Source organism: Salicibibacter halophilus (assembly GCF_006740705.1).
GTDB lineage: Bacteria > Bacillota > Bacilli > Bacillales > Marinococcaceae > Salicibibacter > Salicibibacter halophilus.
This window is the reverse complement of the sequence record NZ_CP035485.1, coordinates 1069046-1093548: the sequence shown is the minus strand read 5'-3', so window position 1 is coordinate 1093548 and position 24503 is coordinate 1069046. Positions and strand designations below refer to the sequence as shown.

Annotated in this window: 26 protein-coding genes, 1 tRNA gene, 1 pseudogene and 1 riboswitch; of the genes and pseudogenes, 18 read left to right on the top strand and 10 right to left on the bottom strand. The window is 45.8% G+C overall.

Features of this window, described 5'->3' with window-relative positions; all coding sequences use genetic code 11:
• The first annotated feature begins 36 nt into the window (after positions 1–36).
• From EPH95_RS05355 to EPH95_RS05345, 3 genes are all read left to right on the top strand, one after another.
• Entirely contained in the window at positions 37–510 is a 474-nt protein-coding gene (locus EPH95_RS05355) for a hypothetical protein (protein ID WP_142087967.1), read from the top strand.
• Between the two features lie 13 nt (positions 511–523).
• Positions 524–1645 carry a BRCT domain-containing protein gene (locus tag EPH95_RS05350; RefSeq protein WP_227004057.1) on the top strand — a complete coding sequence of 374 codons (1122 nt, stop codon included), beginning with the start codon at positions 524–526 and terminating at the stop codon, positions 1643–1645.
• A 1077-nt stretch (positions 1646–2722) separates the two neighbouring features.
• Positions 2723–3037, top strand: a complete 315-nt coding sequence (locus EPH95_RS05345) for a hypothetical protein (protein WP_142087963.1) — start codon at positions 2723–2725, stop codon at positions 3035–3037.
• Between the two features lie 136 nt (positions 3038–3173).
• Here the strand turns inward: EPH95_RS05345 and EPH95_RS05340 are convergent.
• Positions 3174–3249 (bottom strand) — tRNA-Val (locus tag EPH95_RS05340).
• Between the two features lie 131 nt (positions 3250–3380).
• Between EPH95_RS05340 and EPH95_RS05335 the strand changes: the two genes are divergently transcribed.
• Together EPH95_RS05335 and copZ are read left to right on the top strand one after the other, a co-directional pair.
• Complete coding sequence (locus EPH95_RS05335; RefSeq protein WP_193557007.1) at positions 3381–3611, top strand: DNA alkylation repair protein; 231 nt, start codon at positions 3381–3383, stop codon at positions 3609–3611.
• A gap of 66 nt (positions 3612–3677) precedes the next feature.
• Complete coding sequence (copZ, locus tag EPH95_RS05330; protein ID WP_142087961.1) at positions 3678–3884, top strand: copper chaperone CopZ; 207 nt, start codon at positions 3678–3680, stop codon at positions 3882–3884.
• Between the two features lie 42 nt (positions 3885–3926).
• Here copZ and EPH95_RS05325 read toward each other — a convergent pair whose 3' ends face one another.
• The gene (locus tag EPH95_RS05325) at positions 3927–4250 is read right to left on the bottom strand and encodes a metal-sensing transcriptional repressor (RefSeq protein ID WP_142087959.1); all 324 of its coding nucleotides are present in this window, start codon (positions 4248–4250) and stop codon (positions 3927–3929) included.
• A gap of 73 nt (positions 4251–4323) precedes the next feature.
• On the opposite strand from EPH95_RS05325, the gene EPH95_RS05320 reads away from it, so the two are divergent.
• Together EPH95_RS05320 and EPH95_RS05315 are read left to right on the top strand one after the other, a co-directional pair.
• Positions 4324–4845 (top strand): cyclase family protein, encoded by a 522-nt coding sequence (locus tag EPH95_RS05320; protein WP_142087957.1) that lies wholly within the window; start codon positions 4324–4326, stop codon positions 4843–4845.
• 159 nt (positions 4846–5004) lie between these two features.
• Positions 5005–5142, top strand: a riboswitch (FMN riboswitch).
• Between the two features lie 152 nt (positions 5143–5294).
• On the top strand, positions 5295–5909 hold the full coding sequence (locus EPH95_RS05315; protein WP_142087955.1) for an ECF transporter S component: 615 nt from the start codon (positions 5295–5297) through the stop codon (positions 5907–5909).
• Positions 5910–5964: 55 nt separating this feature from the next.
• Here EPH95_RS05315 and EPH95_RS05310 read toward each other — a convergent pair whose 3' ends face one another.
• Both EPH95_RS05310 and EPH95_RS05305 read right to left on the bottom strand, forming a co-directional pair.
• Positions 5965–6144, bottom strand: coding sequence for a hypothetical protein (locus EPH95_RS05310; protein WP_142087953.1), 180 nt, complete (start codon positions 6142–6144; stop codon positions 5965–5967).
• Between the two features lie 23 nt (positions 6145–6167).
• Positions 6168–6941 carry a GAF domain-containing protein gene (locus EPH95_RS05305; RefSeq protein ID WP_142087951.1) on the bottom strand — a complete coding sequence of 258 codons (774 nt, stop codon included), beginning with the start codon at positions 6939–6941 and terminating at the stop codon, positions 6168–6170.
• A gap of 182 nt (positions 6942–7123) precedes the next feature.
• On the opposite strand from EPH95_RS05305, the gene EPH95_RS05300 reads away from it, so the two are divergent.
• The 6 genes from EPH95_RS05300 (at position 7124) to EPH95_RS05275 (ending at position 12626) form a co-directional block, all read left to right on the top strand.
• Positions 7124–7393, top strand: coding sequence for a hypothetical protein (locus EPH95_RS05300; RefSeq protein ID WP_142087950.1), 270 nt, complete (start codon positions 7124–7126; stop codon positions 7391–7393).
• 252 nt (positions 7394–7645) lie between these two features.
• Positions 7646–8440 carry an aminoglycoside adenylyltransferase domain-containing protein gene (locus EPH95_RS05295; protein ID WP_142087948.1) on the top strand — a complete coding sequence of 265 codons (795 nt, stop codon included), beginning with the start codon at positions 7646–7648 and terminating at the stop codon, positions 8438–8440.
• 194 nt (positions 8441–8634) lie between these two features.
• Positions 8635–9741, top strand: coding sequence for a mechanosensitive ion channel family protein (locus EPH95_RS05290; protein ID WP_160141623.1), 1107 nt, complete (start codon positions 8635–8637; stop codon positions 9739–9741).
• A 75-nt stretch (positions 9742–9816) separates the two neighbouring features.
• On the top strand, positions 9817–10539 hold the full coding sequence (gene dapD, locus EPH95_RS05285) for a 2,3,4,5-tetrahydropyridine-2,6-dicarboxylate N-acetyltransferase (protein ID WP_142087945.1): 723 nt from the start codon (positions 9817–9819) through the stop codon (positions 10537–10539).
• A 255-nt stretch (positions 10540–10794) separates the two neighbouring features.
• Positions 10795–11919, top strand: coding sequence for an N-acetyldiaminopimelate deacetylase (locus EPH95_RS05280; RefSeq protein WP_142087943.1), 1125 nt, complete (start codon positions 10795–10797; stop codon positions 11917–11919).
• Complete coding sequence (locus EPH95_RS05275; RefSeq protein WP_142087942.1) at positions 11916–12626, top strand: glycerophosphodiester phosphodiesterase; 711 nt, start codon at positions 11916–11918, stop codon at positions 12624–12626. The genes EPH95_RS05280 and EPH95_RS05275 overlap by 4 nt, the downstream gene beginning before the upstream one ends.
• Before the next feature lie 474 nt (positions 12627–13100).
• Here the strand turns inward: EPH95_RS05275 and EPH95_RS05270 are convergent.
• The 4 genes and pseudogenes from EPH95_RS05270 to EPH95_RS05250 form a co-directional block, all read right to left on the bottom strand.
• Positions 13101–14272: pseudogene (locus tag EPH95_RS05270) on the bottom strand (IS3 family transposase).
• A gap of 352 nt (positions 14273–14624) precedes the next feature.
• A complete protein-coding gene (locus tag EPH95_RS05260) occupies positions 14625–15455 on the bottom strand; it encodes a mechanosensitive ion channel family protein (protein ID WP_227004056.1) in 831 nt (276 codons plus the stop codon).
• 202 nt (positions 15456–15657) lie between these two features.
• The gene (rnjA, locus tag EPH95_RS05255; RefSeq protein ID WP_142087935.1) at positions 15658–17325 is read right to left on the bottom strand and encodes a ribonuclease J1; all 1668 of its coding nucleotides are present in this window, start codon (positions 17323–17325) and stop codon (positions 15658–15660) included.
• A complete protein-coding gene (locus EPH95_RS05250; protein WP_142087934.1) occupies positions 17326–17535 on the bottom strand; it encodes a DNA-dependent RNA polymerase subunit epsilon in 210 nt (69 codons plus the stop codon).
• 607 nt (positions 17536–18142) lie between these two features.
• Between EPH95_RS05250 and EPH95_RS05245 the strand changes: the two genes are divergently transcribed.
• Positions 18143–18913 carry a Cof-type HAD-IIB family hydrolase gene (locus EPH95_RS05245; protein WP_142087933.1) on the top strand — a complete coding sequence of 257 codons (771 nt, stop codon included), beginning with the start codon at positions 18143–18145 and terminating at the stop codon, positions 18911–18913.
• A gap of 87 nt (positions 18914–19000) precedes the next feature.
• Here the strand turns inward: EPH95_RS05245 and def are convergent, their stop codons facing one another.
• Both def and EPH95_RS05235 read right to left on the bottom strand, forming a co-directional pair.
• Positions 19001–19546 (bottom strand): peptide deformylase, encoded by a 546-nt coding sequence (gene def, locus EPH95_RS05240; protein ID WP_142087931.1) that lies wholly within the window; start codon positions 19544–19546, stop codon positions 19001–19003.
• A gap of 229 nt (positions 19547–19775) precedes the next feature.
• Positions 19776–19874, bottom strand: a complete 99-nt coding sequence (locus EPH95_RS05235; protein ID WP_227004121.1) for a YjcZ family sporulation protein — start codon at positions 19872–19874, stop codon at positions 19776–19778.
• 249 nt (positions 19875–20123) lie between these two features.
• Here EPH95_RS05235 and EPH95_RS05230 point away from each other — a divergent pair, with 249 nt between their 5' ends.
• The 4 genes from EPH95_RS05230 (at position 20124) to EPH95_RS05215 (ending at position 24503) form a co-directional block, all read left to right on the top strand.
• On the top strand, positions 20124–20768 hold the full coding sequence (locus EPH95_RS05230; RefSeq protein ID WP_142087930.1) for a YkyA family protein: 645 nt from the start codon (positions 20124–20126) through the stop codon (positions 20766–20768).
• Between the two features lie 330 nt (positions 20769–21098).
• Positions 21099–22166, top strand: a complete 1068-nt coding sequence (gene pdhA / locus EPH95_RS05225) for a pyruvate dehydrogenase (acetyl-transferring) E1 component subunit alpha (RefSeq protein ID WP_319592821.1) — start codon at positions 21099–21101, stop codon at positions 22164–22166.
• Positions 22166–23143, top strand: a complete 978-nt coding sequence (locus EPH95_RS05220) for an alpha-ketoacid dehydrogenase subunit beta (RefSeq protein ID WP_142087927.1) — start codon at positions 22166–22168, stop codon at positions 23141–23143. The genes pdhA and EPH95_RS05220 overlap by 1 nt, the downstream gene beginning before the upstream one ends.
• Positions 23144–23204: 61 nt before the next feature.
• On the top strand, positions 23205–24503 hold the full coding sequence (locus EPH95_RS05215) for a dihydrolipoamide acetyltransferase family protein (protein WP_142087926.1): 1299 nt from the start codon (positions 23205–23207) through the stop codon (positions 24501–24503).

Below are 24503 nucleotides of genomic sequence, written 5' to 3'. Positions count from 1 at the left end.
GGAATTCGATATCGTTGAGAAAGGGAGAGAATTAGTATGTTGCAGGAAAGACTGAACGAACTGGGAAGTGCCATTTTAAATATAAAGAATCGCAAAGTGCATATCACAGGGTTCACGAGAGAGGAGATGTTACAGTCCTATTTGCATAAAGGGGCAAAGAATTGGAGTTCGATAGGCTTATATGATTTGCATGACGAAGAAGATTTGGAATTTCTTGATATCAGGGATGACGCTTTGATTATCGTACAAAAAAATGGAAATGAGATTGGCAGGCACCAGTATAAACATGAAGCCAAGCAGACGATTGAATTTAAAGATGAAGAAGGTAAAATGATTTCCCGTACATTTAGAATCAGAAAAAGTGTATATAGCGATCACTATCATTTTTATCTTGTGGCAGCAAAAGATGAGGAATCTTCAGAGTCTTTCGGGCGAAAGCAGTCATTGTTATTTGATGGCAAGAATGCGTTAGATTGCTTTTTAGCAGAAGAATATGGCATTAACTTGTAGGGGGCGGGATGGTATGCGAAATATGATTCTGTTAGACATAGAAACGATGGACTTTGGCGTAGAGTCGGGTATCTATGAGGTGGCTTTAATCGTTATTCAAGATAGAGAGGTGGTTTTGACTGAGCATATTGCAGAAGTCAAAGATGAGGCACTGATCCATTTGGGGATGGGAGAAGGGTACGCGGATATTTCAGAAGATGAATTCCAAAAGAATCGATTTAGAAATATTATTCATAAATACGATTATCCTGTTGTGGCTCATAATGTCTCTTTTGACCGAAAATTCCTTGTTCATTATGGCTGGTTGGACGAAGATCACCAATGCTTTGATTCCGCCCGGGCTATAAAGTATGCGAACCCAGATTTATTTTCGTACTCGCTAGGATATTTATTATCTTTTTATGATATCGAACGACCATTGACACACATCGCTTTAGATGATGTAAAGGCGCTTCACGAAGTTATTATAAAGGCAAACCCTGGATCATGGATCCCCTTGTATAAAGCATCTCCTAGAAAGCTCAAGAGCCTTGTAAAAGCGACCGCAAATGTTGAGGGACAAAGCACTATTTTCGAGGGAAAACGTATGGTTTTCACAGGTGAGAGTCCTTTCCCGAGGGTTCTCATGAAGGAAATGGCAGCAAAATGCGGAGCGGTTGTAACTGGGAATGTTTCATCTAAAACGGATCTGCTCGTTTGCGGAGATAAACCAGGGAGCAAACTGGACAAAGCAAGAGAAGCAGGTGTTGAAATTCAAACGGATGAGTGGTTTATAGACGCTGTTTCTCAAGATCTGAACTTAGATACAGCCTCAGTTACACGTGAAAGTATAGCCGTTTCAACGGATTCGTACGTTGAAAAACCAGAGAATAAGTACACGGAAGTCCCTGAATTAAAAGGGAAATCCGTAAATATTGCTTTGTTACCTTTTAGAATACAAACCAAAGTTGAAGATATACTGGTTGATCATATGGAAGTGGCAAAGATAAACAAAGGGTCAAATGGATACAATGTCGATATTGTTATTCATTCAGAAGGAAAAGACTACGTAATGCTGGAAAAAGCAAAGGAATTAAAAATAAAAACGATTCCGTTGTCCAAGTTCAATCAAATGATTTTAAGCAGCTTTGACTGAAAACATTTTTAAATTTCTTTTTGGTTCCTCGAAGGGAGAATCCAATGTAAAAAAGTTTGCTTTGCGTATTTCTTTTGTTCCAGAAAAGAAGCGCAAAAAAGGAGTAATACTTACACCCCTTTTGCTTTTGGAGGGCATGTTTTTTCAACGTACGGAAAAGAGGGCATATGATTACTCGAAAATTACAGACAGGGGTTTTATGTACGTTTGTGAGTTCAATTGGGATGAGTATAGGATTCCCTTTTTTTCTTAATGAATTAGGGTATATTTCTGCAGTATTATTTTCGTTAGTATTATATATTTTTTTTATTGCTTTAGGACTAATCTTAATTGGAATACCTCTTAGTTATCTGGTAGAAATATTATTTCAGTGGATTGGGTTAAAGAGTACGTTGTTAATCAATATTTACACATTAATTCTTTATATCATTGTTCCCACTCTCTTATTTAATATATTTACTAGGCCACAAACAGAGGTTATTGGAAATGTAACGATTACATACATTATTGCCATATGCTATTTTATTATTGATGTTGTTATTAAACATTACAACTTACCATATCAATCACTGTTTAGAAAGCTAATCCTAATCGTATTGCTGTCTACACTGGGATTATTTTTAATATCTTTGATATTAACCTCACGCCTTTAATTCCATTGGCATCAACTAGACCTTTCATCAATTACCACAAGCTAATATCAGTCCACATGATCTATCGCAAACGAAGCGCGTTTGTTGAGGAAGAAAAGCACAAACTTTGAGGTTACTACTGGCAGCCCTTTTCTTTTTTGGTGATGATTACGACTGTAAAGAAGAAAATAAGCGTAAGAGCGTAAGTGTCAAGTATAAATATTGCTTCATTGTAAAATCAAATGCAACACTAAAAAATAAACAAAACCATCGTGAGACCGTGTATCATTAATGTCACCACAACACTTAACACACGGGAGGTCTCAACGATGGCTAACACTGATTCTAACACAACCCAACGTACATTTTCACGTTTGTCCGAGACAGAGCGAGGGGCGTTCTCCGCCTATCTCACGATGGGGCTTTACGAGCCATACCCAAGAAAATGGACCGCCATGTCAGCACCCTCTCCCGCGAGAAAAACCGAGGGACAGTTCAACAGATGGATACGAACCGAAAATGGTATGAAAAGTATTATCCGGATGCCGGGGTGCGTGTTTATGAAGAGCATCGTCAAAACAGCGGATGTCCTTCTGTGCGCCCCAAGGCTTCTGCGTTTCTAGCATTCGCCGAGGAGAAAATCTTAAAGGACAAGTGGTCGCCTGATGTCGTCGTGGGTTACGCCCGTAAATGCCCGGAGTGGCAAGGTTGCTACATTCCCTGCGCCAAAACCAAATCCGCCACTATAGGGGTATACTAATCGTACGTTGTGCGAATTATAGGAACGTATATTCCGTATTTGAAAATGGTCAACAACTGGTCAACAAAAACACCTTATTTATAAATGTTATAAAAAACAAAAAACGCCCAATCCCTTGTAGGAGTAGCGTTTAAAATGGTGTCCCGTACTGGGCTCGAACCAGTGACCTCTACCCTGTCAAGGTAGCGCTCTCCCAACTGAGCTAACGGAACGTTATGATCAATAACCATAAAAAATCTTAACGTAATTTGGATGGGTTGTCAATGGTTCCGGCGAAATAAATCGTGGATGGATAAAAAATACGATGATGGCAAACATATAAAAAAAATAGGAGGGATAGGCTGTGTCGAAGACGTATGTTTGTCCGCGGTGCCAGACAAATCGGTCTAGATTTCACATCATGGAGCAAAGACCTCAAGCAGTGAAACTGGATCCGCAAAGCGGGGAAGTCGTCCAAGAGTTTGAGCAGGATGGGCTTGACCCCTTTCACATACCTTATGGTGGACCGAATTATCGAATTCAGTGCGGAACGTGCGGTTTAAATGAAGATGAACGTTTGTTTATGCGTTTCTAATAATTGCAAAATACCTTTATGGGGTATTAGAATAGAGAGGAGGATACCCTGGAAGGAGGTATTTGCATGGAACAGGAAACCCTTCACGTTAAAGGGATGTCGTGCGGGCATTGCGTATCGGCCGTTGAAGGAAACGTCGGTGAAATGAGAGGCGTTTCAGACGTAAAAGTAAACCTTGGCCAAGGAACCGTAGCGGTCTCCTATGATAAAAGCGATGTTACGCATGCGGAAATTGTCGACACGATTGAAGATCAAGGATATGACGTTGGTTAAGCAACATTAAAAAGCACAAATAAGCTGCCGGCAAAAGGCAGCTTATTTTGCGTATTGTTCGATGACTTTAAGGAGTTCATCGATGCTTTCTTCTTCTTTTCCTTTTTGAATGTCACTCACGACACACGTTTTTGCGTGATGTTCCAGTAACGTATACCCTACTTTTTTTAATGCCGATTGAACAGCGGTAATTTGCACGAGGACGTCGACACAGTAACGATCGTTTTCCACCATTTGCTGCAATCCCCGGATTTGCCCTTCAATTCGGCGCAAGCGATTTTGAATTCGTTCTTTTTCAGCCGGGGAATGGGGATGCACTGGTTTTTTTTCCGGTTGAGGGGAGATGGGCGGGGTTTCTTCCTCCATGACTAGTCCTCCTCGCACTTTTCTTTTATTATACCATTAAGGATCTCCGTTCATCTACGTTGGGAGTGTTTTCATGGAAGTTATTGATTTAACAAAGACCATTTTCGATGGTATGCCGGTCTATTCGGGGGACCCGGAAGTGAAGATTGACGTTGCAACAACTGTAAAAAAAGACGGGCATGAAGTCCGTTCGCTAAGGCTGGGATCGCATACCGGTACGCATGTGGATGCCTTCTCCCACATGCACGAAGGGATGGCTTCGTTGGATGACATTCCGTTAACGCAATTTTACGGCAGGGCAGTGCGCGTGACGCCAAAGATGGATTTTCCCGCTCATACCGGTCTGTTTTTTGGGGAAGATGTCGGGGAGGACGTATTGGAAAAAATAATAGCTGCTTCCCCGCCGTTTGTTGGTGGGTCTTTAAGTGAAGAATTGGAAAGTGGTTTATTGGCTCATAAAATTGTCACTTATACGGATCTGGTGAAGTTAGATTTAATTCCGTCGGGAGAGGTGTTTACCTTTTTCGGGTTGCCTTTGAAGATTGAAAATGGCGACGGCTCACCGGTGCGAGCGATTGCTGTTCTCGGGGAATGAGAAGGGGGCGAGTCGGGAAGCGCATGACACCACTGAAAGGGCATTATTATACCGCCGTCAATCATTATCAACGATGCCGGCATCCTCGCTATCACATTATGAAACTTTTCGCTTGCATTCGTGAAACGCTAGTGATAGTATAACGATAACAAAAAAATTAAAAATCTTCGGGGCAGGGTGAAATTCCCGACCGACGGTGATGCGTCTTTTATGGCGATAAGTCCGTGACCCGCGTTTGCGGTGGATGCCGGTGCGATGCCGGAACCGACAGTAAAGTCTGGATGGGAGAAGATTGCAGAGCATGTCCATGGACCAGTGTGTCCGTGTGATTTCCGTTATGAAAAAATGCCCCTAAGTGATAAAAACTTAGGGGCTTTATTATGGCAATGGATACGGAGAACTCTGCGTCTTCGTTCTTTAGGTAACCGAAGAACGGGAGGGCGCAAGCAATGAAAGAATCCAAGACGTTTCGTTTAGTGATGTACGCGGTGCTCGGTTCAATGGCAGCGGCACTTATGTTTTTCAGCATACCGATGCCGATGTTTCTATCGTTCTTAAGCATTGATTTCAGTGAGTTGCCCGTGTTGTTCGCGGCATTGTTATTTTCACCGGTTGCCGGCATAGCAGTTGCGGGCATGAAAATATTGCTGTATACGTTATTCATGGGGGCAGGAGACCCGATTGGCATGATTTCCAACTTTGTGGCCAGCTTGTTATTCGTGTTGCCGGTCGCCTATATGTATCGCCACTTTAGAAGCGCAAAAGGATTAATTGCCGGATTGGGGGCCGGAATCGTTTCGATGACGATCGGTCTGACTGTCCTTAATTACCTTGTGTTTTTGCCGGCCTATTCCTGGTTGATCGGCTGGGAAATGAGCAGCCAAGTGATGATGACGACAGTGCTCGCGGGGATTTTGCCATTTAATATCGTAAAAGGTTTGGCCATCTCGATTGTGTTCGTGCCACTCTTTTTCAAATTAGCCCCAATGCTGGAGAAAAAATCCTATGGGGGAAATCTACAGCGGAAAACACCGGCAGCCACTTACAACTTAAAGCAACATTAATCAGTAAGAAAGCACTCCTTTTACAGGTTTTTTTGCCCGAGGAGTGCTTTTTTAATCATACCCGTTTTAAAAGCGATTTTTTCGCCCGATTGGTAGAATACGCATTTTTTTCCCCGGAGAGCGTTTGCACGTTTGCGTTCTTCTTGAGCCATTGCCGGTAATTGTGATCGGAAAGAATCCCTCTTTTTTTTGCCGATTTGGCTGCTGCTTTGCGTAATATTTCTTTGCCGCTCATTGTAGACCCTCCCTCTCCATAATTTATTCATTTTCATTGAATTGTTGAGTAATATAACCGTCATCAATCATTTGACTATATTCAAAGAATGCAAGATCAATCACGCGCGCATAAATACGGCAAATATACATCACTTCATTTTGAAATGCGCGATGGGCATCAACGGTAAGTACGCCCCACTCGGAAAGAGGAATGCATAGAATGGCCCCGTAGCCGTTATGGCTTTTCGGCATGCCGTCTACATCAGCGCTTACATCAGGCACGAGTTGAATTTCTTTTTTGCGAAAAGACCGGCCGGCGATCGTTTCATTCATGGGCAGGATTTGGTTGCCGTCCCGGTCATCAAAAGCATTACTTCCGGTGAAATAAACGAGTTGCCCCGATTCTTCAATCCAAACGGCAGATCGGTGTTGCTCCCCCGGTTGAAATTTTATATCTGAGCTGAGGGCATGCACGATGCGAATAATCAAGTTTTCATAGGTTTGTAGATTTTCTTCAGCTTGAACGGTGAATCGACGCGCTTGTTGCAATTGCTCGAGGAAGCGTTCGGCGTTTCGAAGCGCGTGGATCGTTTGAAGGGCGATGTCTTTATGAATGGCAGCCTGATATTTTGTGTCGTGCAGCTCCTGCTGGATTTTCTGAAAACCCAGTTCTTTATCAATTTTTTCCGTATATTTCATCGCCGCCCGGCCGATGAGGATAAAGGTCGTGATGAGTCCAAAGACGATGATGATACCAGTCAGAAAATAAACCCAGTCCGGTTGGTGATTCAGAAAAGCTTCGACCGTCTTCAGCATGAGGATCACCTCTCTAATATGTAAGCAAGAGGCTTGGAAAATATGAGCGCCATCAACTTAGACGTCGGTTCATAGACGGATAACGATTTTTGTCGTTTCTTAGGTTCTTCCATTACAAGCATGTACGCTCATTACATATGATTTAGTGTGCGGCAATTACTAAGTGGAAAGGGGACCATCACATGGGTTATAATATGTGGGACTATATGTGGGGATTTGGCCATCACCACGGAAAGAAGAAAGAAGAGGAAGAAGCTGCAGATATGCATCATATTGAGTGTAAATGTCGGGTAGTGGAAGCTGAAGAAGACGATCGAAAAAATCACGGATGTGGCTGTCATAAATGTCAACGCCACCATGGACACCACGGCCGAAAACCTTCAAAGCCTGACTATGTGTTCGATAATGTCAAGGTGAAAGTCTATTTTGATTCTGACGACGACCGCTGCTAATCCATTAGCTCCGGGCGCGTGAAAATAAAACGCCGTACTGTTTCGAAACGTGTTTTCATTCTGCCGACATGACGGAGATCCTCCCTAATTGATCGTGATTAAGCAGGCAAACGCTGACAGTTGCCTGCTTACTTTTTAAAATAACTGAAAAATCATTGCATTGTTCGCGCGAATCGGATATCCTTAGTATACATATTTAATTAAAACGGCTATATGTAAACATTCACGAAAAAGACATACGTTTTTTAAATCATGAACAATGGATGGGGGAAGCGCTTCTTCATGGATGATCAAGTGGATGACTATTTGCATCAACTGTCGGATGCTGTGCATTCAGTATTGGAAGACCGTATGGTCGGGCTTTACTTGAGTGGTTCGGCGGTAGTGGATGACTACGACAAAGATGTAAGTGATCTTGATGTCTTTTGTATCGTAAGGCGACCTTTAAAGGCATCGGATAAGGAGGCGCTCGCACAAGCGTTGGCACATGATGTTTTGCCGTCTCCGGGGGCGGGGTTGGAATTTTACGTGGTGATGGAAGAAGAGGCTAGACACCCGCACTCGTTGTTATCTTACGAATTCGCCTTGTTAACCGGCCGGAACTTCGAAGCCAAAGTTTCGGAGGAAGACATGGATGAAGGATTATTGATGGACTTTGCGATGATTTTACAATCCGGGAAAACAATGGCAGGGCGTCCAAAAGAAAAAGTGTTCGGAAATGTCCCGAAACCTTGGCTGCAAGAAACGATGAAAGGTTCGCTGCGTGAGCAAGAAAATCAAATTTTTCATCCTTTTTATGATCCATATGGACATGAAGCAGTTATGAACGCGTGCAGGACGTGGTGTTTTAAAGAAACAGGGATTCTGACTTCGAAAACAAGAGGGATGATATGGGCACTGCAACAGCTCCCCGATTCCAACTTGATCCGCCATGCTTTGCGTGTTCGTCAGGGGCGAGCGCATGATCTATTGAATCACGGAGATGTTCGCAGCCTGATTCATTTTGTGATTAGCAAAACCCCGGTTAAGGTTCCATCGGCAATCTAATGCCCCCGTGTCAGCCTCGACATGGGGCTTTTCTTTTTCATCAAAGGAATAGCCGAGAAAGCGTTAGGATGTTAATATGAAGGAGGACTAGTTCAAAAATGTCCGGGAGAGCCCCAAAGCAAGAAAAGGGAAACTTTCGCTATCCCGGCGATGATACTTAGAGAAATTCAGCGATTCTACAGGAGGATATGAGAGTGTTCGATTGGTACTATGCATGGGTGGAAGCCTGGCCGTGGCTGCATTATGTGAGCGCGGCAGTGATCGTATTGATTTTTTTGCTGTTGCGAAAGCTATTTACCCGTTTTAGTTTTGCGATCATAAAAATGATCTCCAGACATGGAAAAAGTCCGTTGTTGGAGAATTTGCTCTATGCGTTTACAAAACCGATGCGCATGCTTTTCGTGGTCGTCGGCATTTACTTTGCCATTCTATATTTGGGGCCGCAACCCGACGTTATGTACGTGGTGAACCGGCTGTTGCGCACGTTTTTAATTATCTTTTTCGGCTGGGGATTTTTTAATTTCTCGGGAACGTCTTCGGATTTGTTTACCCGGTTGGGACGAAAAATCGATGGCGATAAAGACAGCATGTTGATCCCGTTTACCTCGAGAATTTTGCGCGGCCTTATCATTGTGCTTATGTTTACGGTTATCGCTATGGAATGGGATTATGATATTAATGGGTTTATCGCCGGTCTAGGCCTCGGCGGTCTGGCATTTGCCTTGGCGGCGCAGGATACGATCGCAAATTTCTTTGGCGGGATTATCCTCGTTACGGAACAGCCATTCAAACAAAATGATTGGATCGAAGTCATGGGGTATGAAGGGGTTGTCGAGGATATTACGTTTCGAAGCACCAAAGTCCGAACCTGGGCGGAAGGGGTGGTCATCATCCCGAATTCGACAATGGCCAATGAATCGATTACGAATTGGTCGGAAATGAGAACGAGACAAGTGTTTTCCAGTATTTACTTAAAGTACAATTCACCGGTGGAAAACGTACGAAATGTACTGAAAAGGGTCGATCAGGAGCTGCGGGACAGCCCTGAAGTACATCCGGAAGAAATTGAGGTTTACGTAAGAGAATTTGAAGAAAATGGCCTGGAAATGTTGCTTTATTATTTTACCTACAAGACCCGTTGGACAGAGTGGCTGCAAATAAAACAAGATTTTAATATGCGGATCCTGGAAATTATGGAAGAGGAGAACGTAGAAATTGCACTACCGGGCCGAGATATCTACGCGCAAAGCGATCGATCTTCCTTAACAGGTACGAAAAATGTCACAAACAGTCCGGAATAGATTTTGCTTTTTTCAAAGGAAAGACTATGGTAATCTGTAGGATGTGAAGGTAATGGACATAAGGAGGAAAACAACATGGAAATGATGGACGGAAATGAGATTGTCCAATTTATCGCGGATAGCGAAAAATCAACGCCTGTAAAGGTATATATAAAAGGGGAGGTGTCCGCGCTCGATTTCGGTGCGGATACAAAGGTGTTCCCATCCGGGGATTCTGCTGCAGTTCTTTTCGGCGAATGGAGTGCGATCAAAGACGTAATTGCACAAAATAAGGATAAAGTTGAAGACTACGTTGTTGAGAACGATCGCCGCAATTCGGCGGTACCCCTTGTTGATATGAAAGAAATCCCCGCGCGTATCGAACCGGGAGCAGTCATCCGCGATCGCGTAGAAATTGGCAAAAACGCCGTTATCATGATGGGTGCGATGATTAATATCGGATCTGTCGTTGGAGAAAACACGATGATAGATATGAACGCGGTGCTTGGCGGACGAGCAACCGTCGGGAAAAACTGCCACATTGGCGCAGGTTCCGTGTTGGCAGGGGTAATCGAGCCACCATCCGCGACACCGGTCATCATTGAAGATGGCGTCGTGCTTGGCGCGAATGTTGTTGTGCTCGAAGGAGTCACGGTTGGCAAAGGATCCGTCGTCGCTGCAGGCGCGATCGTGACCGAAGACGTGCCTGAAAACAAAGTGGTGGCCGGAACACCGGCGCGAGTTATAAAAGATATTGATGAGGGCACACGCGGCAAAACGGAAATTAAGTCGGAACTGCGCAAGTTAAAAGACGAATAGAATGTTAGCTCCTTGCTTGGTTGGACGAGCAAGGAGCTTTTTCTAAAGGGGAGACTCAGTAGTTATTTTCAACATCGGAATAAATCGAGGCATTATATGAAATCAACAAGAACCGTTTATGGTGCCCGAACCGGCGCAAACCACACGCCTAAGGTCATCGAGAACGGCTTTTAGAGACTGCTCCTGTACCGCTTATGTGTGGCGGTTTTTTTCAACCTGAGCAGTATTTTTCATAAAAGAAATCGAGGGATACATATGTACACAATAGAAGAGATGACTGCCATTCGCCGTCATTTGCATCAACAGCCTGAATTAGGATTTGAAGAATATAAAACCCAGCGTTTTTTGCTCGATAAGATCGGCGAGATGCCAGGCGACCACCTCAAGGTGGAGAAATGGCGGACGGGCATTCTCGTTTTCGTTGAAGGCTATGCGGCAACGCAAACGATTGGCTATCGGACAGATATGGATGGTTTGCCCATTCAAGAAGAGACCGGGCTCCCTTTTTCCTCCCATCACGAAGGAAAGATGCACGCGTGCGGACACGATGTGCACATGACGATTGCTCTCGGCCTTCTTAATTACTATGCGAAAAACCAACCGAAAGACCATTTGCTTTTTGTTTTTCAGCCGGCGGAAGAAGGACCGGGCGGGGCAGAACCGATGCTGGAGTCCGATTCGTTTAAAACGTATCAACCGGATTGGATGTTTGCCCTTCATATAGCGCCGAATGAACCGGTAGGCACGGTGACGACGAGAAAAGGACTGTTATTCGCGAACACATCCGAATTTATGGTCCATCTTCGCGGGCACGGCGGCCATGCCGCTTATCCGCATCTAGCCAATGACATGGTTGTGGCCGCGAGTCACCTTGTTACCCAAATCCAATCCGTCGTCGCACGCAGGATTGATCCGTTGGACAGTGCAGTCATTACAATTGGAAAAATTACGAGTGGAACAAAAGAAAACATCATTGCCGAAAAAGCCGATACGGAGGGAACCATCCGTACGTTATCTCAGGAAGCAATGGACCTTGTGCAGAAACATGTTCGGAAAATATGTGCCGGTATCGCGGCAAGCTTCGATTGTGACGTGGATGTGGAATGGGGAGCGCAGTATAAACAAGTATGGAACAGTGAAAAGGTAACGTCTTTTATGTCTTTTTCAGAGAAAAGCAAAGACGTACATTTTAGAGAAGCAGCCATGGCTATGACCGGCGAGGACTTCGGTTTTTTTATAGAAAAAATACCGGGATTCATGTTTTGGCTAGGGGTCGATAGCGAAAAGGGACTGCACGACCCAAAACTTACCCCCGATGAAGGGGCGATCCCTATTGCTGTGAACCATATCATTCAATACTTGGATGAGGAAATGAAATGAAGTGGATTGCGCATCGAGGATACTCCGAAAAAGCGCCGGAGAACACGTTCGCCGCGTTTAGACGTGCGATAGACAGTGGTGCTTCCGGTATTGAGTTTGATGTTCATGTTTCAAAAGATGGGGAATTATTCGTCATGCATGATGAACATGTCGGGCGCACCACGGATGGGGAAGGCCGGATTCGGGATATGTCGGATCCCGAGCTGGCCACATTGGATGCGGGCGCTTGGTTTAGCGAACAATATCGCGGCGAACCTGTCCCGACGTTGGAGGAAGTATTGGATTTTGTCCCGCCGAATATGTTGCTGAATATAGAAATCAAAAACATCCCACACGTTTACCCGGAGATCGAAAAGAAAGTAAACCAAGCGCTGGTGCACCGTGATCGCGAAGAAAACACAATCGTTTCTTCTTTTGACCATGCATGTTTATATCGGTTAAAAGAATGGAATCCAGCGGTAAACATCGGCCTGCTCATGAATTTTCGAGCAGTCAATTTGGAAAGCTATCTCCGCCTTTTTGCTCCGTTTGACGTTCATTCGCTCCATCCGCATGTGGCCGTTGTGCAAAAAAATGAAGTAGAGCGTTGGCAGAAGCAAGGCATGAGAGTTTTTCCCTATGCTGTTAAAAATAAGACAGATGCGAAAGAAATGGAGACATTAGGTGTAAGCGGGGTGATTAGTGACCTGCCGCCTGGCGATTTATAGAGATGGGGAGCTTCACGCTCGGTGTTCGGAAATCTTCACTGCTTGCTTACCTGAGGTTGAAGTTGCCAACGCACCTCTGAAGGACAGGGAACGCGAAATCGGGGTGCGTTGAAGTTGCCAACGCACCTCTGCAAGGCGAGGAACACGAAATCGGGGTGCGTTGTGGAGTTATGTCAATAATACGAGCACAGAAAATTGGTGCCTTTTTAGTCCTCAAGTTTCAAGTTGCTATTTCTGAATCCGCCGCCTTTGACAGCTGCTTCGGTTCGTGGTGTGCATCTGATGGCGGCTGGGAGAAAAAAGCTCATGGGCGCATCAGCCGCATCCGTCAGTGTACCACGAACCGATCGATGCTCCCGATTCGGCGGAGGGGCCCCATCCCCAACCGGTGAATCGGGGCATCGGGCACAGCTGTCAAAGGTAAACTTCACGGCTCCCAGCATAACGATCATATTTGCTATCAGCGTTTTTTCGTTACACCGTCATGTCGCCTCTTTGAGCTTGTCTATACTGCCGGTCGAATTGGTTAGGCGACATATAGCCAATGGTGGAATGGGTACGTTCTTCGTTGTAAAAGCAGGCAATGTACTCCCAAACGCTCATCTTAGCCTCCTCCCGTGTATCGTAGGTTTCATGGGCCAGCAGATCTTTTTCAATGGTAGCGTGAAAAGACTCGATGCACGCATTGTCATAACAATCGCCTTTCCGGCTCATACTTGTGAGCATGCCGTGTTCCTGGAGAATAGCCTGATAGGCATGGGAGGCATATTGGCTCCCCCGGTCTGAGTGGTGGATGAGTCCCTCTTGCGGAGGTTGAAGGCGCATCGCCCGATGTAAGGCAGTTATGGCCAGTTCTTTCGTGAGACGGTGACTGATATTCCAGCCAATGATCTTACGAGAAAATAAGTCCATCACCGATGCCAGGTAAAGCCAGCCTTCCCGGGTCCAGATATAGGTGATATCCGCCACCCAAGCCTCGTTGGGATGATCTGTATGAAAATCCCGTTGAAGCAGGTTGGGATACACCGGGTGATCATGATTGGAATCGGTTGTCTTTTTCCCTTTCTTCATGGCGGTCTTTGGGCGAAGATCATATTCTCGCATATAATTCGACACCGTTTTCTGAGTGACTGTAAAGCCGTGTTTATGCAGTTCCCTCGTTATCCGCGGACTCCCAAACGTTTTCCGGAATTGGATAAAGATTTGCTCGATGGCCTCAACGATGGTTTCTTTTCGCTGTTTTTGCGGGCATTGCGGGCGGTTGCGCCATTCGTAATAGCCGCCTCTGGAAACACCTAAAACCTCGCACATCTTCGCCACACGAAACTCTTGTCGGTGTTCCTCGATGAAGTGGTAGATCACTCCTGGTTTTTGGCGAAGAAGGCCGCTGCCTTTTTTAGAATCGCCACTTCTTCTTCCAATTCCTCAATTCTTTTCACGTCCCGTTGATGTTGCTCTTCCGCTGGCGTGAGATAACCGCTTCCGAAAAGGGAGTCCCCCTTATCCTCACGATAATTTCTCACCCAATTTTCCAGCGTGCTAGCGGAGATTCCATGCTCTCTCGCGACATCTGCTCTTTTTTTACCCTCATGAACGATAAGTTTCACCGCATACCGTTTAAATTCTATATCATGATGTTGCAAAATAGGCACACTCCTTTAGATCCATTTTAACAATGCACCAATTTTGTGTGTCCAACTTTTATTCTACTTCCAGTTGAAGGCACCAACGCACCTCTGCAAGGCGAGGAACGCGAAATCGGGGTGCGTTGAAGCAGTCATTGATGATTGAAAAAGAAGGGGGTAGATTGGTTAACACCTCTCCGACTGCCGGGCGAGTGATAGCAATGTATATCACGCTCGGTTTCTTTTGTGCATTTTTGCTCAATCAGCCCACGTGTTCGGACATTATCACGGTATCCCTGAAAAACTGTCAACGTAAAAAAGCCAAAGGCACTGGCACATAGGAACCTTTGGCTTTTCGCTATTTATCTATTTCTTACCGATCTCTTTCTTCTTGGAAATAAACTTGTTGTGGAACCGGGATTTCGATGCCGGCTTCGTCAAGTGCTTCTTTGCTTGCCTGGAGTATTTTCCGTTGGATGCCCCATTGTTGCAAGTTTCCGGTGTAGGCGAGAATTCGAATTTTCACATCGTATTCATCGATAGAGCCGACACCGAGCACGTCCGGACCTTCAAGAATACCGTCTTCTTTTTCAGCCAAACGATTCATGGCGTCTTGCAAGACTTTCATCGTTTCACTGATATTCTCATTAAAGGAAATTCCAACATCCACCATTGCTTCCATGTTTCCGCGGGAATGGTTGCTTACGCTCGTGATTTCACGATTGGGGATGAAATGAAGCGTGCCGTCCCACGCGCGGATGCGTGTCGTACGCAAACCGACTTCTTCGACAATGCCATCCAATTCAGAGATCGTTACATAATCCTCGACGTCAATCTGTTTTTCCAACAAGATGAAAAATCCTGTAACGACGTCACTGACGAGCCCTTGTGCGCCGAAGCCAATGGCAAGACCGACAACACCGGCGCTCGCGAGGATCGGTCCGATCGGAAGACCGAAGATATCGATCACAATCACGATGACGATGAACAGCAATGTATAGGAAAATACATTCATTGCTAATTTTTCAAGGGTTTGTGCCCGGTTATTGTTCATCTTGCGTCTTTCTTGCATTCGCTGAAACGTACGGGTAATCAGCGATCCTCCGATGGCTCGGAATATGAAATAGCCGACGATTGCCAGTAAAAGCTGCCCTACAATCATCAATGTAGTTGTGACGTACGGGTTTGTGAGTAGTTCGTCCATTACATTCACTCCTTTGTCGAATTCGGGCATATAGTAACACGTACGGAAGTATAACATATTTGCGAATGGATGGATGTAAAAAAAGATGTATTTTCCGCCCATTCGTCAAAATTTGCATACCCTTTCGGTACGAATGTAAAACAATAAAAATAAAAAAGCAAGGCTCCTTGAAAAGGAGCACTTGCCAAGCAACTTAAGCAGCTTACACTTCCATGATAATCGGCAAAATCATGGGTTTGCGTTTTGTTTTTTCATAGAGGAACGGGTTGAGCAATTCGATGATTTCATTTTTGATTTCAGACCATTGGCTTGTTTTTCTTTTCATTAATTCATCAATATGCTTCTCCAACATTTTCTGCGCATCATGAATAAGATGGCTGGACTCCCGCATATAGACGAAGCCTCTTGAGATGATATCCGGCCCGGCGGCAACTTTAAAGTTTTTCATATCGATGCTGACAACCACAACGACGAGCCCTTCTTCCGAAAGGATGCGGCGGTCACGCAAGACGATGTTTCCGATGTCCCCGATGCCGCTTCCGTCGACATATACAGTTCCCGCCGGAACTTTGCCGACCTTTTTGGCTTCATTTTTTCGCAGGGCGAGCACTTCACCGATTTCCATGAGAAAAATGCGGTCTTCCGGAATGCCGCAATCGACACCTAGCCTTTTGTGATTGACGAGCATGCGGTATTCCCCGTGAATCGGGAAAAAGTACTTTGGTTTCATGAGGCTGAGCATTAACTTCTGCTCTTGCTGGCCGCCGTGTCCAGAGGTGTGGATATCGTTTAACGGACCGTGGATGACATTTGCCCCGGCCCGGAACAATTGGTTAATAATCTTATTGACGCTTAAAGCGTTTCCGGGAATCGGCGAGCTGGAAAAGACAACCGTATCCCCGGGGATAATCTGGATTTGCCGGTGGGTGCCGTGGGCAATTCTTGAAAGTGCCGCCATTGGTTCGCCTTGGCTGCCTGTACAAAGGATGGCAAGCTCATTGTCAGGCAAGCGGTTGATTTGGCTGTTATCCACGAACGTATCCTTCGGCGCGCGAATATACCCGAGCTCTTGCCCGATCGTGATCGCCGATTCCATGCTGCGGCCAAAGACGGCAATTTTTCGCCCATAATTGACGGCTGCTTCCACGACTTGCTGAAGCCGGTGAATGTTGGATGCGAACGTGGCAAAAATAATGCGGCCATCCTCTTCTCTGAAAATATGGTCGATGCTTTCACCGACTTTTCTTTCCGGCATCGTAAATTCGGGCACTTCACTGTTCGTGCTATCGGATAAAAGACAAAGGACGCCTTCTTCCCCGATTTTCGCCATTTTTGTTAAATTTGCAGGCTCTCCGACCGGGGTGAAATCAAATTTAAAGTCGCCGGTGTGCACAATGTTCCCTTCGGGGGTGTGTACGACGACGCCCATCGAATCAGGAATGCTGTGGGTCGTTCGGAAAAAAGAAATCGATGTATGTTTAAATGTAATGACATCGTCCTCTTCCAACTCTTTCAGCGTTGTCCTGCGAAGCAGGCCGTGTTCTTCCAGTTTCCCGCGTAAAAGTCCGATGGCTAGTTTTCCGCCATAGACGGGCACGTTCACTTCCCGTAACAAATAAGGGATGCCGCCGATATGGTCTTCATGGCCGTGGGTAATAAAAACACCCTTAATTTTTTCCTGATTGCGGGATAGATATGTGTAATCAGGGATGACATAATCAATGCCGAGCAATTCATCTTCTGGAAACATGATTCCTGCATCAATAACAATAATTTCATCTTTATATTCAACTGCATACGTATTTTTGCCGATTTCGCCAAGCCCTCCAAGGGCGAAAACAGCTACTTGGTCATTTTGTAATTGTTTCATTTAGCGCTTTTCCACCTTAAAATCATCACTTTTTTGTTCATATTTAAGATGCGCGTCTGACAATTGCTGGATATATTCAATGTTCAGATGGTCCTCGGCAAGTTTATTACGCACATCTTGTTTTGATTCTGCCTCAATAAAGAGCGTTTCGGTTTTTTCGCGAACCGGCATTTCATCAAAATGCGGTTGGTACAATACTTTAAAAATCATGGAAAATCCTCCTTCGTGCAATCGTTTTTATAGGCAGACGAAATGCATCGTTCTCACGGAAAGAAGAACGAGTGCATTCAATGTATAGACATATGTTTGCGGCCGGGTTGTCCCATAAAGGCCCCCGGCGGGGGCCGGGTTTCAACCCGCGATCAATATCTACGTTCCGTCCTTGTCAGCGTCAAACATGCATACTAGCTTTCCATCATCAATATGCTTGGCCGAGATTCATGACGGGAGGGGGCTTATGCATGTTGAGCGACCCTGATTCCAGTTCTTCCAGTATAGCTCACTTTTCTAAAGAAAGCAAACGATTGCTAAAGGTTTCCATGTGACAAGCGGTTTACGTGCGAATGGAGCGATGCTTTGGAAGTAAAGACCGATATCGTTTACGCAGCTTTTCTTTCCATTTTTTAAGCATCTTATATCCCTCCTAACCGTTATTTCCGTAAAAGGTGCCACTGATCGAAAATTCCTTTTGGTTTATTTTGTGTAGATACCGTCGGAAATGTGTCAGTAAATTGATGGAAAAGCTCCTGGACTTTTCAAGAGACGAAAGTTAAGAGATAATAAAGAGCAGATAAACAAAGGAGAAGGAGAAAACCGTATGACGAAAAAAATGGTCTTTTTTGACATTGATGGAACACTTTATGATGACAGCAAAAAGGTTCCCGCTACCGCGAAAAAAGCGATTCGTGCGTTAAAGGATGGAGGCCATGAAGTGGCGATTGCAACTGGGAGAGCGCCATTCATGTTTGAGCAATTGAGAAAAGAATTGGAAATTGATACGTTTGTCAGCTTTAACGGTTCTTATGTGGTGGTTAATGGGGAGGTCGTTTTAGCCAGGTCATTGCAACGGCGGGCATTGGGAGAACTCCATGAAGATGCGATGAAAAAACAGCACGTGATGGTGTTTATGGATCATAAAAGCATGCTGACGGATGTGAAAGATAATTCCAGAATTGCGCAATGTTTAGGGGAACTTAAGATGCCATACCCGTCGATTAGCATTCACCCGCGTCAAGGAGATATTTATCAGGCCTTGCTGTTTACGGCGGAACAAGAAGCTTTTACGTACAACGAGTATCGGGATTTTAGTTTTGTGCGTTGGCATGAATTATCAGTGGACGTCTTGCCGGCTGCCGGATCTAAAGCTAAAGGAGTGCAGAAGGCCGCTGACATGCTTCAAGTGGATATAAAGGATACATTCGCATTTGGGGACGCGCTCAATGATGTTGAAATGCTCGAGCATGTAGGTACCGGGGTAGCAATGGGAAATGGGTTGAAAGAAGCAAAAGCATCTGCGGATTTTACGACAACAGCTGTTCATGATGACGGGATTGCCAATGGGCTAAAAAAGCTGGGACTTGTACCGTAACATTGGAGGAGAAATCGGTTTTTCACCGATTTCTGCCAATCCGACTTCCAATCGCTCACTTCTAAAAAAAACGCGGATAGTCTCTTTTTAGATGGTGGGCACCGTTTTTTTATACGGACCGCTGTAATCTTCAATGCGGTCATAAAACATGACGCCGTTTAAATGGTCGATTTCATGTTGGACGACGATCGCGGGCAAGCCTCTGAATCGCAACACAACTTCCTCATCCTCAAGTGTTCGCGCCTTCAGTTTCAAACGAGCATATCGGGGCACAATGCCTTCCACCTCACGATCAACCGAGAGGCAGCCCTCTCCGTTTTCCAAGTGCGTTTCTTCGAGGGAATGGCTGATAATACGAGGGTTGAAGAACCCATAGCTATGCAAACGCTCGCGTTCATCGGTCACATGCATGGCAAACATCCGCTTCGGAACCCCTAGTTGCGGTGCTGCCAAACCGCTGCCTGGCCGAAGGTCATATTTCTCGGCGATGTCAGGGTCTTGGCTGTTCATTAGAAAATCCAACATTTTCTTAAGCAATTCCCGGTCTTCGTTTGAGGGCGGATTTTCTACAGACCGAGAGACTTCTCGAAGCACCGGGTTTCCCTCGCGCACAATGTCTTTCATCGTAATCAAGTTGTTGCGCCTCCTTTTGGTGACTTTTTGATGTATGTTAAATGAGGCACAGGTGTAGGTTGAATGACCATTCCAGAACCTGTACAAATAAGCGTTTTCGAGCTATGTGGCAACGATTATTTTTATTAATTGTAACAGAAATGCATGCCCGGCAAAAGTCTAAAAGCGCTTGACATACATAAATACGGCACTCTGCACGGGAAGCAGAATGCCGATTCCTCGTGGTTTGTTATTTTTTAGCAGGAGCGTACGCGGCCCCAACGATGATAAGCAGAATGAAGAGAACAACGATCAGCGCGAATCCGCCGCCGTAGCCGCCATGACCCATTCCGCCGTAGCCACCGTAGCTCATTCCGCCGCATCCGCCGTAACCATATGACATGGAGAAACCCCTCCTTTTGTATTTACGCTCTGCTCTTTGTTGAGCGTTTACTCTACACTTTATGCAAAAGAACACACATTGTTTGGTTAAACACCCAATTTTGGATAAAGAATGTAGGCGGCTTGTTTTGCAAGCGCTTAACAATTGCTATATGATAACAACGAATACGACTTAGTGATTAGAGGAGGTTGGCTCGTGAATGCAAAGGTTAAGGCCGTCGTATCAGGGTTCATGCTCTTGGCACTAGCAGCATGCGGCGTTACGCCGGAGCAAACGGTACAAGCGCATTTGGAAGAGGCGGTGAATCTGGAAGAAACTTTTGTGAAGCAACAGGAGCCTATCATTGCTGCGGAAGAAGCAGAAAGAGAACGATTTGAGGAAATGATTGAATTAGGCCTGTCGGAGATGGATGAAATAGAGACCCTCGCCGAAGAAGCTGCTGCATTTGTTGATGAACGGGAAGAGCGCATGGACACGGAAAGAGAAAGCCTTACACAAGCATACAACGAGGTTGGGGAAGGAGCTGTCTACGTTCAAGAGATTGACGATGAGAAGATCCAAGCAATGGCAGCGGCCGTGATTGGTGTTATGGAACAACGCTATGAAGCGCACGGTGCTCTATATGAGGCGTACATGGATGGTGTGCAGTTGGACCGGGAACTTTATGAAATGCTTATGGATGAAGATTTAGCCTATGAGGATTTGGAAGCACACGTGGATGCCATTAACGATACATATGAGACAGTTGGCCATCATAAAGAAACGTTCAACGAATTCACATCCACCTTCAATAAAAAAAAAGAAGAATTTTATCAGACGGCAGGGTTAGTGGAAGAATGACTGGGAAACAGAAGGGCAGAACTGTTACACTAATGTTCTTCGTAAACCCTCGTTTGATGTATAACAGATAGATGCATGGATGGATGGTGAAAAATAGATAAATCTATGGTTTGACGGATGAAATGCCAGTAAGGTAGACTTGATTTAGAAATATTGTATTAGTCATTGCAGCGTAACAGTGAAACAGATAAAGAGACTCAAAAGGAAGATTGAAAAAAGGATAATTCGGGTAACTTATTGGTAAATCGACATTAAAGGTGGGACGGGCCTGCAACGGAAGCGACTTCACGGAACTTTAGTACGACGACAGGAAAGAAGAGGTGAGCCATTGTGGCAAAACATAAGTATGAAACGTTTCAAATCCTAGATGAAAACGGAAAAGTGGTTAACGAGGATGAAATGCCCGATTTATCCGATGAACAGCTCCAAGACATCATGTACCGAATGGTGTACACAAGGATACTTGACCAACGCGCCGTCTCGTTGGGCCGTCAAGGCCGACTTGGTTTTTACGCGCCTGTGGCCGGTCAAGAGGCTTCCATGATCGGTTCTCACTATGCCATTGATAAAGAGGACTGGATTGCACCCGGCTATCGCGATATCCCGCAATTGATTTGGCATGGGTATCCGCTTTGGCAATCCTACTTGTTTTCCAAAGGGCATTACAAAGGAGGACAAATGCCGGAGGGGCTTAATGCACTCGTCCCGCAAATCATTATCGGTGCCCAAATCGTACAAACGGCTGGCATCGCGCTAGGTTTGAAGAAAAAAGGAAATTCGCAAGCCGTCATCAGCTACACGGGAGATGGCGGGGCATCGCAAGGTGATTTTTACGAAGGAATGAACTTCGCGGGAGCGTTTCATGTTCCTGCAATCTTTGTTGTGCAAAACAACCAATATGCCATCTCCGTGCCTGCCGATGAACAGACAGCGGCGGAAACCATCGCGCAAAAAGCGGTTGCCGCCGGAATTGAAGGTGTTCAAGTCGACGGGATGGACGCGCTTGCTGTCTACGCGGCCACACAAAAAGCAAGGCAAAATGCGGTTGACGGGGACGGACCTACCTTAATTGAAACGCTTTGTTACCGCTACGGCCCCCATTCGCTCTCTGGCGACGACCCTACACGCTACCGAACCTCGGAAGAGGATGACGAATGGGAAAAGCGAGATCCGCTTGTGAGATTCCGCAAGTACTTAGAAAGTAAAGATCTCTGGTCCGAAGAGAAAGAAAATGAGATTGTCGACGAGGCAAAAGCAGATGTAAAAGCAGCAATGAAAGAAGTGGAAGAAACTCCTCGCCAAAAAGTGAGCGAGTTAATTGAAATTATGGGGAATGAATTACCGAATAACCTCCAGGAACAATTGGAGGAGTATCGTGCGAAGGAGTCGAGTGAATAATGGCAGAAATGACAATGATTAAGGCAATAACAGATGCCATGCGCACGGAATTGAAAAATGACGAAGACGTTCTGCTTTTCGGTGAGGACGTAGGCTATTACGGCGGTGTATTTCGGGCGACAGAAGGGCTACAAGAAGAATTTGGCGAAGACCGCGTTTTTGATACGCCGCTTGCCGAATCGGGCATTGGCGGCCTTGCCATTGGGCTTGGCGTCACCGGTTTCCGGCCGATTATGGAAATTCAGTTTATCGGTTTTATGTTTGAAGTGATGGATGGCCTTGCCGGACAAATGTCACGCATGCATTACCGCACAGGTGGCTACTACGACAGCCCCATTACGGTTCGTGCTCCATTCGGCGGAGGTGTGAAAACGCCTGAACTGCATCCGGACAGCCTGGAAGGGCTGATGGCGCAAACCCCGGGCATTCGCGTAGTCATCCCGTCAACCCCATATGATGCCAAAGGGCTGCTCATCTCCAGTATCCGCTCGAATGACCCGGTTTTTTACCTGGAACATATGAAGCTCTACCGTTCCTTGAAAGGAGAGGTTCCCGAAGAAGCGTATACGGTCGACCTCGACAAAGCCGACATCAAACGGGAAGGCGACGACATTACGTTCGTGGCCTACGGTGCCATGGTTCATTCCGCGCTAAAAGCGGCAGAACAGCTGAGCGAAGAAAATATTGCAGCGGAAGTCATTGACTTGCGAACGGTCAGCCCCGTCGACCTTGACACGATCATCGAATCGGTGAAAAAGACGAACCGCGCGGTCGTTATCCAGGAAGCGCAAAAGCAAGCAGGGGTTGCAGCGGGCATTTCCGCGGAAATTAGCGAACGCGCCATTTTGCATTTGGAAGCGCCGGTGGCGAGAGTTACAGCTCCGGACACCGTTTATCCGTTTGCATCCGATGAAGATGTTTGGCTGCCCGACCACAACGATATTATCGAAAAAGCGAAAGCGACCATCGATTTTTAAAAAGCTATCCAACCAATGATTGCCGAGGAAACGAGCGATCACCATAAAGGAGGCCTTGTGCGTGGCTTATAAATTTGAGCTCCCGGATATTGGCGAGGGGATTCATGAAGGTGAGATCGTCTCATGGTTTGTCAAAGAAGGGGACAAAGTAGAAGAAGACGATGTTCTCGTTGAAGTACAAAATGACAAATCCGTGGTCGAAATCCCCTCTCCGGTAGATGGAACGATATTAGACGTAAAAGTAGAGGAAAACACCACGGTGACGGTAGGGGATGTCATCGTTACCATCGATGACGGCAGCGGTTCCGAAGAAGAAGAACCGTCCTCCGATGAAGGCGAGTCGGATGATGCAGAGAAAGAAGAGGAAGAAGAGAAAGATCAAAAAACCGCCGAAAAAGAGGACAAAAAAGATAAGGATAAAAAAGAAGAGGGGCAAAAGCAAGACGACGCAAGTGACGATAAGCGAGTCATTGCCATGCCTTCTGTCCGCAAATACGCTCGCGAACAAAACGTAAACATCAGTGACGTACAAGGGACGGGCAAAAACGGACGAATCTTAAGAGAAGACGTGGATGCCTTTATGAGCGGCTCGTCTGAAACGGAAGAAAAAGAAGAGAAGTCTGCGGAAAAAGAAGCGGCTCCGAAAGCAGCAGCCGATGTATCGGAAGAACGCGTGCCGCTAAAAGGCATACGCAAGACGATCGCGAATGCAATGGTTCACAGCAAACGGACAGCGCCGCACGTCACGCACATGGATGAAGTGGAAGTGAGTGCCCTTGTCGCAAACCGGAAACGATTTAAGCCGGTGGCAGCCGAGAAAGAAATCAAGTTGACATACCTGCCTTATGTCGTTAAAGCTTACACGTCGGCGTTAAGGGAATACCCGGTTCTAAACGCTTCCATTGATGATGAAAACGAAGAAATTGTCTATAAAAAGAATTTCAACGTCGGCATTGCCGCGGACACCGACCGCGGACTAATGGTACCGGTAGTGCCGGAGGCGGATCGCAAGTCGATTTTCATGATCGCGGCTGAGGTTAATGAACTTGCCCAAAAAGCCAAAGATGGAAAATTATCGAGTGCGGAAATGCAAGGGGGAACGAGCACGATCTCCAACGTTGGCTCGGCCAACGGATCGTTTTTCACGCCGGTCATCAATCACCCGGAAGTCGCCATTCTCGGCATTGGCCGTATCGAAGAAAAAGCGGTCGTCCGAGACGGGGAAGTTGTCGTTCGTCCGATGCTTGCGTTATCGTTAAGTTATGATCACCGCCTGATCGACGGGGTGACTGCACAGCAAGCGCTAAATCATGTCAAACGTTTGCTTAACGATCCCGAATTAATAATGATGGAGGGGTAA